This is a genomic window from Micromonospora sp. 4G55 (assembly GCF_016803375.1).
In genome coordinates, this window is the sequence record NZ_JAEVHN010000270.1 from 1 (window position 1) to 7,958 (window position 7,958).

Annotated in this window: 7 protein-coding genes; all 7 read right to left on the reverse strand. The window is 73.4% G+C overall.

What is annotated here, in order from left to right; all coding sequences use genetic code 11:
* The coding region (locus tag JNW89_RS37745) for an O-antigen ligase family protein (RefSeq protein WP_238450176.1) at positions 1–1,285 on the reverse strand (1,285 nt) is incomplete at its 3' end.
* Positions 1,278–2,225 carry a glycosyltransferase gene (locus JNW89_RS20830; protein ID WP_238450177.1) on the reverse strand — a complete coding sequence of 316 codons (948 nt, stop codon included), beginning with the start codon at positions 2,223–2,225 and terminating at the stop codon, positions 1,278–1,280. The genes JNW89_RS37745 and JNW89_RS20830, both read right to left, overlap by 8 nt.
* Positions 2,226–2,294: 69 nt before the next feature.
* Entirely contained in the window at positions 2,295–3,533 is a 1,239-nt protein-coding gene (locus tag JNW89_RS20835) for a hypothetical protein (protein ID WP_238450178.1), read from the reverse strand.
* Positions 3,488–3,853, reverse strand: a complete 366-nt coding sequence (locus JNW89_RS20840) for a Wzz/FepE/Etk N-terminal domain-containing protein (RefSeq protein ID WP_238450179.1) — start codon at positions 3,851–3,853, stop codon at positions 3,488–3,490. Before JNW89_RS20840 ends, JNW89_RS20835 begins: the two co-directional genes overlap by 46 nt.
* 175 nt (positions 3,854–4,028) lie before the next feature.
* Positions 4,029–5,918: a delta-60 repeat domain-containing protein gene (locus tag JNW89_RS20845; protein WP_238450180.1), complete on the reverse strand. Its 1,890-nt coding sequence runs from the start codon at positions 5,916–5,918 to the stop codon at positions 4,029–4,031.
* Between the two features lie 261 nt (positions 5,919–6,179).
* Entirely contained in the window at positions 6,180–7,121 is a 942-nt protein-coding gene (locus tag JNW89_RS37750) for a glycosyltransferase (protein WP_238450181.1), read from the reverse strand.
* A 76-nt stretch (positions 7,122–7,197) separates the two neighbouring features.
* The gene (locus JNW89_RS20855; protein ID WP_238450182.1) at positions 7,198–7,854 is read right to left on the reverse strand and encodes a phosphatase PAP2 family protein; all 657 of its coding nucleotides are present in this window, start codon (positions 7,852–7,854) and stop codon (positions 7,198–7,200) included.
* Between the last annotated feature and the right edge of the window lie 104 nt (positions 7,855–7,958).

Here is a 7,958-nt window from a genome sequence, read left to right on the forward strand (position 1 = left end):
ACCGGTTGGGCCATGGTGGACGGGCCGGTCCGGCGCCCGGTTGACCGGTCCGCCGACCGCCGCCAGCCGGCCCGACAGCGAAGAAGATCACCGACAGGTTCGGGTCGATGTAGGCGTAGACCGGGACGACCACCAGCGCGATCACCGGGACGGTGCTCAGCCAGTGCCCGGCCGGCGAGACCGCAGCCGCCAGCCGCCGGGCCACCAGCACCAGCCAGCCGAGGAAGACCACCAGCGCCGGGATGCCGTGGCTGTAGAGGATCTGCCAGATGAGGCCCTGGGTGCCCAGCGGCTCCTCGGCGAGGGTGGTGTCCACGCTCTTCGGCGCCCCGTACCCGAGCAGCGGCGAGCGCTCCACCGCCTGCCAGGTCCGCACGTAGAGGTCCATCCGGTCGACGTTGGTGTCGGTGCTGCTGACCCGGGCGTCGATCATCTCCTGCACCGGCACGACCAGGCTGACCACCCAGACCAGCACGACCAGCCCGCCGATCGAGACGATCAGCCGGGCGTTGCCCCGGACCAGGGCGCGCAGGCCCAGGTAGAGCAGGCCGGCGCCGAGGCCGAGGAACATGCCCCGGTTGAGCGTCAGGAACGCCGGCACCACCGACAGCGGCAGCGACACCCACAACGCCACCCGGAACCGCCCGGTACGCACCGAGGTCAGGTACGCCAGCACGCAGGGCACCAGCAACGCGTACGCGGTGCCCCAGTTGTTGGTGTACGGGTATGGCGCGGCGGTGCGGTAGATCGGCGTGCGCGACTGCGGGTTGAACTCGTTGGCCCGTATGTGGGTCAGCGCCTGGACGAACCGCTTCGCCGAGATGTCGTCCGGCAACGCCATCTCCACCGGGGTGGTCAGGGCGAAGGTGGGCGCGAGCACGGCCAGCCAGCCCAGCGCCACCAGGCCCAGCCAGTACCAGCCCAGCGGGCGCAGCACGTGGTCCCAGCGGGTGCCCTGGCGGACCAGGGTGTGCACGTACACGCAGACCACCAGGGCGGTCACCAGGAAGCCGAAGCGCAGCCCGAAGGTGAGGTAGGCGGTGGCCCGGTCCAACCGGCTGGCGCTGAGCAGCACCAGGGTGAGGAAGACCAGCCAGGCGAGGCTGCCGGGGGGCAGTGCGAGGCGCCCGCGCGCGACCAGCAGGGCGAGTAGGACAAACCCGAAGACCGACCAGCCCAGGTAGAACGCGCCCAGCGCCCACCAGAGCGGCATCAGGGCGAACATGGCCGTCAGCGGCCAGGTGGGCAGCGGCGGCACGGCCGCCGCCGACCGCCGGTCAGACACCCCGGCCCCGGCGCTGGGCCAGCCGGAGCACCCGCTCCCCGGAGAGCAGGCCGAGCACCACCGGCACGGTCACCAGCACCCGCTTCTCGCGGGGGTTGAGCCGGACCACCCGGCCCAGCTCGCGCAGCGCCTCCCGGCGCCGGTGGCCGGAGGCGAGCGCGAAGGCGATCTGGCCGTGCAGGCGGGCCAGCCCGGTCCGGCTGCCGGCCAGCTCCGGGTGCTTGTCGAGCAGGTAGCGGGTGGCCTCGACGATCATCGCCCAGCGGCCGAAGAAGAACGACCCGCCGTGCCAGTCCACCACCACCAGCACCTCCGGCACGATCACCACCGGGCCGTGCGCGGCCACCCGCAGCAGCCACTCGTAATCCTCGCCGTAGCCGCCCGGCAGCTCCTCGTCGACCGGGCCGACCACGTCCCAGGTGGACCGCCGGACCAGGATGGTGCTGGAGTGCACCTCCATCACCCGGTCCTCGACGAAGTCGGGCAGGCCGACCTCGGCCCGGTCCAGCCGCCGCTCCTTGGCGATGCCCGGGCCCTCCAGCCGGATGCCGCAGCTCGCGGCGGCGGCGTCGGGGCGGGCCGCCAGCAGCTCCACCTGGCGGGTCAGCTTGGTCGGCAGCCAGAAGTCGTCGTCGTCGCAGAACGCGATGAGGTCGCCGGTCGCCTCGTCCGCGCCGGTGTTGCGGCCGCCGGGCAACCCGCGCCGGTGCGTGTTGGTCACGTACCGCAGGGCGCGCCCGGCTGGCACGGCCAGGTCGAGCGGGCGGATCTCGGTGTGGTCGTACACCACCACGCACTCGACCGGCCCCGGGTAGTCCTGGTCGAGCACCGCCCGGACGGCCCGCTCCAGCAGCCCCGGACGGTCGCGGGTGGCCACCACCACGGTCACCGCCGGGTACGCCGGACCCGTCGCGGCGCCCGGCTGGTCGCGGTCAGTCACGGCCGTCCCCCGTCAGCACGAATCCGACCGGCTCCACCCCGACGGCGCGCAGCCGGTCCACCAGCTGGGTCAGCTGACGTCCGGTCCGGTCGCGGGCCGCGACCAGCAGCGCCCGGCCCTCCCGGGCGGCCCGAACCCCGCGCTCGTCGTGCAGCGCGGGCGGCGCGTCCAGCACGGTGAGCCCGTCCGAGGTGGCGCCGTCCAGGTCGACGAGGCGGACCTTGCCGGCGCCGATTCGCAGCTCCTGCCCGTCGGTCGCCGCGCCCTCGGCGGTCGCCGGCCAGGCGGTCGGGATGACCTCCGTCTTGTCCGCCGCAGTGGTGGTGGAGCGGTACACCGCGCCGTTCTTCGCCTCGGCGGGGGTGGGAAACGGTCGGGGCTTGCGGACGCCGGGATGACGGCGGTGTCCTCCGGCCCGGCGGCCGCCGTCGTCGCCGGCGTGGTGGCGGGCACCGGCCGGGGACGGGGCAGCGGGCGGGACCGGACCGGCTCCACCGGCGGGTTGCGGCGCTGCGCGTCCAGCATCAACGGGCGGATCCGGTCCAGGCTCTCCGGCGTGACGCCGAGGCGTACGTCGTGGCCGGCGGCGGCGAGCACCACGGCGAGCCCGGCGGTGACCTCCTCGCGGCCCTCGTCGGTCGCCGAGGAGAGCACCACCAACGGGGTCCGCTGCGGCCCGTCGACCCAGCGGCCGAGGGCCAGCACGAGGTAGCGCAGGTCCGAATCGTCCGGCTGCCCGCCCCGGCGGCGCCGGACCGTGCCGAGCAGCGGCGCGCCGACCGTCGCGACGGCCTCGGCGGCGGTGCGTACCCGGCGGTCCAGGGACTCCTGGACGAACGCCACCAGCCCGCCGAGGAGCAGACCCGCGAGCAGGCCGGCGACCAGGAGCAGCGAGGCCGCGTCCCGGCTGGAAGGCACCGGGCTACGGGCGGCGCTGGTCACCGAGCCGGGGCTCAGGTCGGCGGAGGCCACCTTGGACCGCTGCTCGGCGAGGGTGGCGAGTTGGTCGTTGAGCGCCCGCAGCTGGTCCAGCAGGGCGCTGGTGCGCGGGGACGGGTTGCTGGAGCTCTGGTTGGCCGGCAGCGACCGCTGCGTCGTCGCGCGCTGGGCGGTGACCAGGTCGATCGTGTCGTCGTACGACTTGAGCACCGCGGCGCGCTGGTTCTCGTACATGCCCTTGCGCAGTTCCAGGTACGACTCGGCGGCGCCGTTCGCACCGTCGACCGCCTCGCGCTCGCTGTGCCCGGCGTAGCTGAAGCGCATCACCTGCCCACCGACCGGGGTCTCCACCTCCAGGGCGTCGGCCACCTCCTTGGTGTCCCGGTCGTGATGGCGGCGACCTTGTCGATGACGTCGTTGCTGGTGGCGATCCCGCTCTCGGCCGTCATGTTCACCGCGCGGTCGGCGCCGCCGGACGGCACCGAGAACGGGTCGGTCACCACCGGCCGGACCACCACGGCGGTGGTCGCGGTGTAGGTGGCGGGCAGCACGAACAGGTAGGTCAACACGGCCGCCAGCACCAGCGCCGCGGCGGCGAGCACGGTCCGCCACCGCCGCAGCGGGATGCGGGCCAGCTCGACGAGGCCGACCGGGCGTTGCCGGGCGGAGGCGACGTCGGTCACGTCCATCAGGTCAGGTCCTTGCGCGATGAGGAAGGGGTGGCCGGCCGGGCGAGGACCGCACCGGCGGGTCGTCCCATTGTGGCCGACCGTTCACCCGCGGTCGACAGCCGACCGGCCCCTGCGGTACGGGCGTCGCGGTCGTCGCTCGGACACCGACGGACCGCCCGGTACGCGCAGCTTGTCAGGAGGTGGCAAAGAACAGCGTCGGGCTCGACCAGTTCACGCCGGCCGAGGCGGGCGCGAGCCGGAACGAGGCTCTGCCCTCGACGGCCCTCTGGTTGAACGGGACGGTGCGCAGCACGCCGTCTACGTTGCCGTACACGATCTTGCCGTTGACCCAGGCCAGGCCGCGGGCATTGCCCCAGTAGATGTTGAGGCTGGGTACGGTGAACTCGGTGCAGCCGACGATGTGGCCGTCCGGCTCGAAGTAGCGGTAGAAGAGCTTGTTGATGCCGGCCTTCGTGTAGTACATCCGGCCGTCGAGGTAGAACGCCCCGCTCATGGTGTTGGCCTTGAACCAGGAGTTGAAGCCGCTGCCGACCCAGGGCGCGCCCACCGAGCCGGCCGAAAAGATCGACACGTCCAAATAGCTGCCGTTCGGTGCGGTCGCGTCGGTCTTGGACCAGTAGAGCTTGTTGCCGACGGAGAACGCCGCGCCCGCCGCGGTGAGGTTCGGCTGGCTGGTCGCCACCGGGGTGCCCAGCGTGGTGCCGTCGAACGGCACCTTGGTCACCTGGCCGTCGGCGGTGCTGACGTAGAGGTAGCCGGAGGCGGCCGTCGGCGCGTTGACCGCCGGGATCGTCCGGCCACCGGCCAGCGGGAACAGCCCCATCCGGCCGTGGTACTCGTTGCCGAGCCCGTCGTTGTCGAAGCCGGCGAGCAGGCCGTTGCTGCCGCGCCACAGCTCCCACAGGATCGGGCCCCACTCGGTGGTGCCGGCCGGCGCGCCCGAGCGGGTCGGGTTCCACACCAGCGGCATGCCGTTGATCGGGTCGAGCGCCCCCAGGCCGTACCGGTTGATGGCGCCCGCGCCCGCGGAGTCGTCACCGTTGGCGTTGCTCAGCCACCGGAAGTGACCGCCGACGTACACCACGTTGTCGGCCGCCTCGATCGAGGTCACCGAGTCGTGGCCGGTGTCGTCCACCCAGGTGCCGTCGATGGCCGCGCCCCGGGTGGCGGTCTCGAAACGGGCGATCGTGTCGCAGTACGCCCCGGTGGCCCGGCCGCCGTCCGCAGCGATCACGAAATAGCTGCCGTCGTCGGAGAAGTCGACGTCGCGGGCGTAGAACGGGAAGCCGGCGGCGCACTGCGCCACGTACCGCTGGGTGCTCCAGTTGGCGACCTTCGGGGTGCCCTTGAGCTGCTCGACGAGCACCACCTGGTTGCGGGACGCGCCGTTCACCTGGGTGAAGTTGCCGACCGCGACCAGAGACTCGCCGTTCGGGGCGACGGCGAGGCCCCAGACCAGCTCGACGCTGCTGCGCGCGACGCTGGCGTCGATCTGGAACGTCGGGTCGATCGCGCCGGTGGTGGCGTCCAGCCGGGCCAGCAGCAGGTGCTGGGTGCCGTTGACCCAGTGGAACGCGCCGGCGATGTAGAGCTTGTTGCCCACCACGATGGTGCGCCGGACCAGCCCGCCGTCGCTGCGGCCGACCCAGGAGCCGACGGTGGCGCCGGTGGTCGGGTCCAGCTCGACCAGGTTCTTGCGGGCCACGCCGTTGACCGTGCCGAACGCGCCGCCGACGATGAGCTTGCCGTCGGGGCTGACGGCCAGCGCGTGCACCGCGCCGTCCAGCGCCGGGGTGAAGCCGGTCTTCAGCGCCCCGCTCGTCCGGTCGTACGCGAACAGGTAGTTGCGGGCCGTCCAGCTCGCGTCGCCGGCCGCCTTGATCGACGTGAACGAGCCACCGACGTAGACGGTGGTGCCGATCTCGGCGAAGGCCTTCACGTCCCCGTTCTGCGCGTGCGGGATGTTGTCGGCCGGGTTCGGCGAGGTGAGGGTCATGGGCACCGGCGGAAGGCCGTCCGCCTGGGCCGGCGTGGGCGCGGCGAGCAGACCGGCGGCCAGCACCGGCGCGGCGAACGCGGCGAGCCACCGCCGCAGCCCCCGCCACCCGGCGCGATCGAGACGACGTTCTGAGCAGCACTGGCGCCCCCAAGGAGAAAGTGAGATCCTGCGTAGCTTGCTGGGTTCCGATTTGTCGCACCATCGACCGACCGGTCCGGTTGGGCGGCGGCTCGGTCCGGTCGCGGTCGTCCGGGTCGCGGCGATACGGCCCACGGTGGACGGGGATCCCGCCTCGACCGGTGCCCGGGCCGGCCGGGCCCGGCGTCACGTCGTCCACCGGAACGGTGCCGGCGCGCCGCTCGCGCCGACCGTCCACGAGGCCGCCTCGGCCAGGTCCTCGACGGTGATCTCGTCGGCCTCCCGGGCCAGCACCAGCCCCCGGCGGTCCAGTTCGCGGGCCATCGCGACCTGGTGGTCGTCGACGTGCTCGCCGTGCCGGCGGCGGCGGGGCACGTAGACGGCACGGTGCCCGGCGCGCATCGCGGCCAGCGCCGAGCCGACCCCGGCGTGCGTGACGACGACGTCCGCCTCCCGCATGGCCTGCTGCATCTCGGCGTACGGCACCTCGCGACGGGCGCCGGCGGGCATCCGCGGAACGACCGTCGAGCCGACCTGCCAGAGGACCTCCGCCTCCGGCGGGAGAACGTCGACCAGGCGACGCAGCAACCGGGGGAACCCGAACCGGTCGTGGGTGCCGAGGGCGACCACGATCCGCGCCACCGGCCGGGGCGTCACCCGCCGGGTGGCGACGTAGGTGTCGAAGATGGAGCCGCCGTAGGTCCACCGGCCGACGGCCCAGCCCGGGTACTGGGTGTAGAGCCGGGTGCGGGGCACCCGGGCGACCAGCCGTCCGGTGAGCGAGGGCCCCTCGGTGCGGGTGGCGCTCTCGATGTAGTGGCAGGCCAGCCCGTGGCGGACGGCGGGCAGGAAGAACGACATGGCCACGCTGGCGCCGGTGCTGATCACCTGTCGGAAGCGTCCACCGCCGAGCACCCGGTGGGCCGCGAACAGGTCGCGCAGCGCGCCCACCGCGTCCCGAGTGGTGGCCGGCGGGACGTGGATGACCTCCTGGCCGTCGAGCAGCGACCGGCTCTGCGGCGAGTCGAAGGTGGCCCAGACGCAGTCGTCCTGCACACCGAGCCGGGGGGCCAGGTCGTGCAGCTCGGCGAGGTGTCCACCGGTGGAGGCGACGAGAAGGGTGGTCACGTCGTGCCCAACTTCCGTGTCGAGGGGTGAGGGGCCGGTCGCCACAACGGGGAGTGTCGGCGGCCGGGCCAGGTGCTCAGGTGCCGACGGTGACCGCCTGCCGGGTCGGCTCGGTCCGCCCTGCCGGTGGCCGGAGCCGGCCCTCGGCGACGAGCAGCGCCAGCGCCGTCACCCCGAACAGCAGGGCGGCGAAGATCCAGCCGCCGAGCACGTCGGTCAGCCAGTGCTTCTCGGCGTAGATCCGCGTGTAGCCCTCAAGGCTGACCAGCGTCACCACCAGGGTCATCAGGGCCACCCGGACGCCGCGCGGCAGGCGCCAGGTCAACATCGCCAGCACGGCGATGGTGCCGAAGGTCAGCATGATCCGCGCGCACCCGCCCGACGGGTAGGTTCCCAGGTCGGTCGGGGGGTGGCCGCGGTCCACCATGGTCGCCAGGACGGCCTGGAGGTACTGCTCGACGACGAACTGCAGGGGCAGCACGACCAGCGGAATCCACCACCGGCGGCGCCGCCACAGGACGACGAAGACCACCGTCGCCACGCCGGTGACCCACTTGAGCGGGTACCGATCACCGAGCGCGGTGTAGAAGGAGTTCACCTCCGCCCAGGTGTCGACCCGTCGGGCGTGCACGTAGTCGAAGACCGGATGGTCGACGTGCGGTTCGAGGCGGGACAGCGCCTCCCCCAGCGGCCAGCAGATCGCCACCACCGCGGCGCAGCCGGCGAGCAGCACGATCAGCGCGGCCCCGGGGCCGGCCGAACGCGTCGGTCAGCCCGCCGACCGCGACCCGGAGCCGCTGCGCGCCCGACCGTCGCGGACCACCGGGGCCCAGCGGG

Coding starts and splice junctions, on each gene's coding strand:
- JNW89_RS20840 (WP_238450179.1), bottom strand. CDS start 3,853: ATGGACGTGACCGACGTCGCCTCCGCCCGGCAACGCCCGGTCGGCCTC.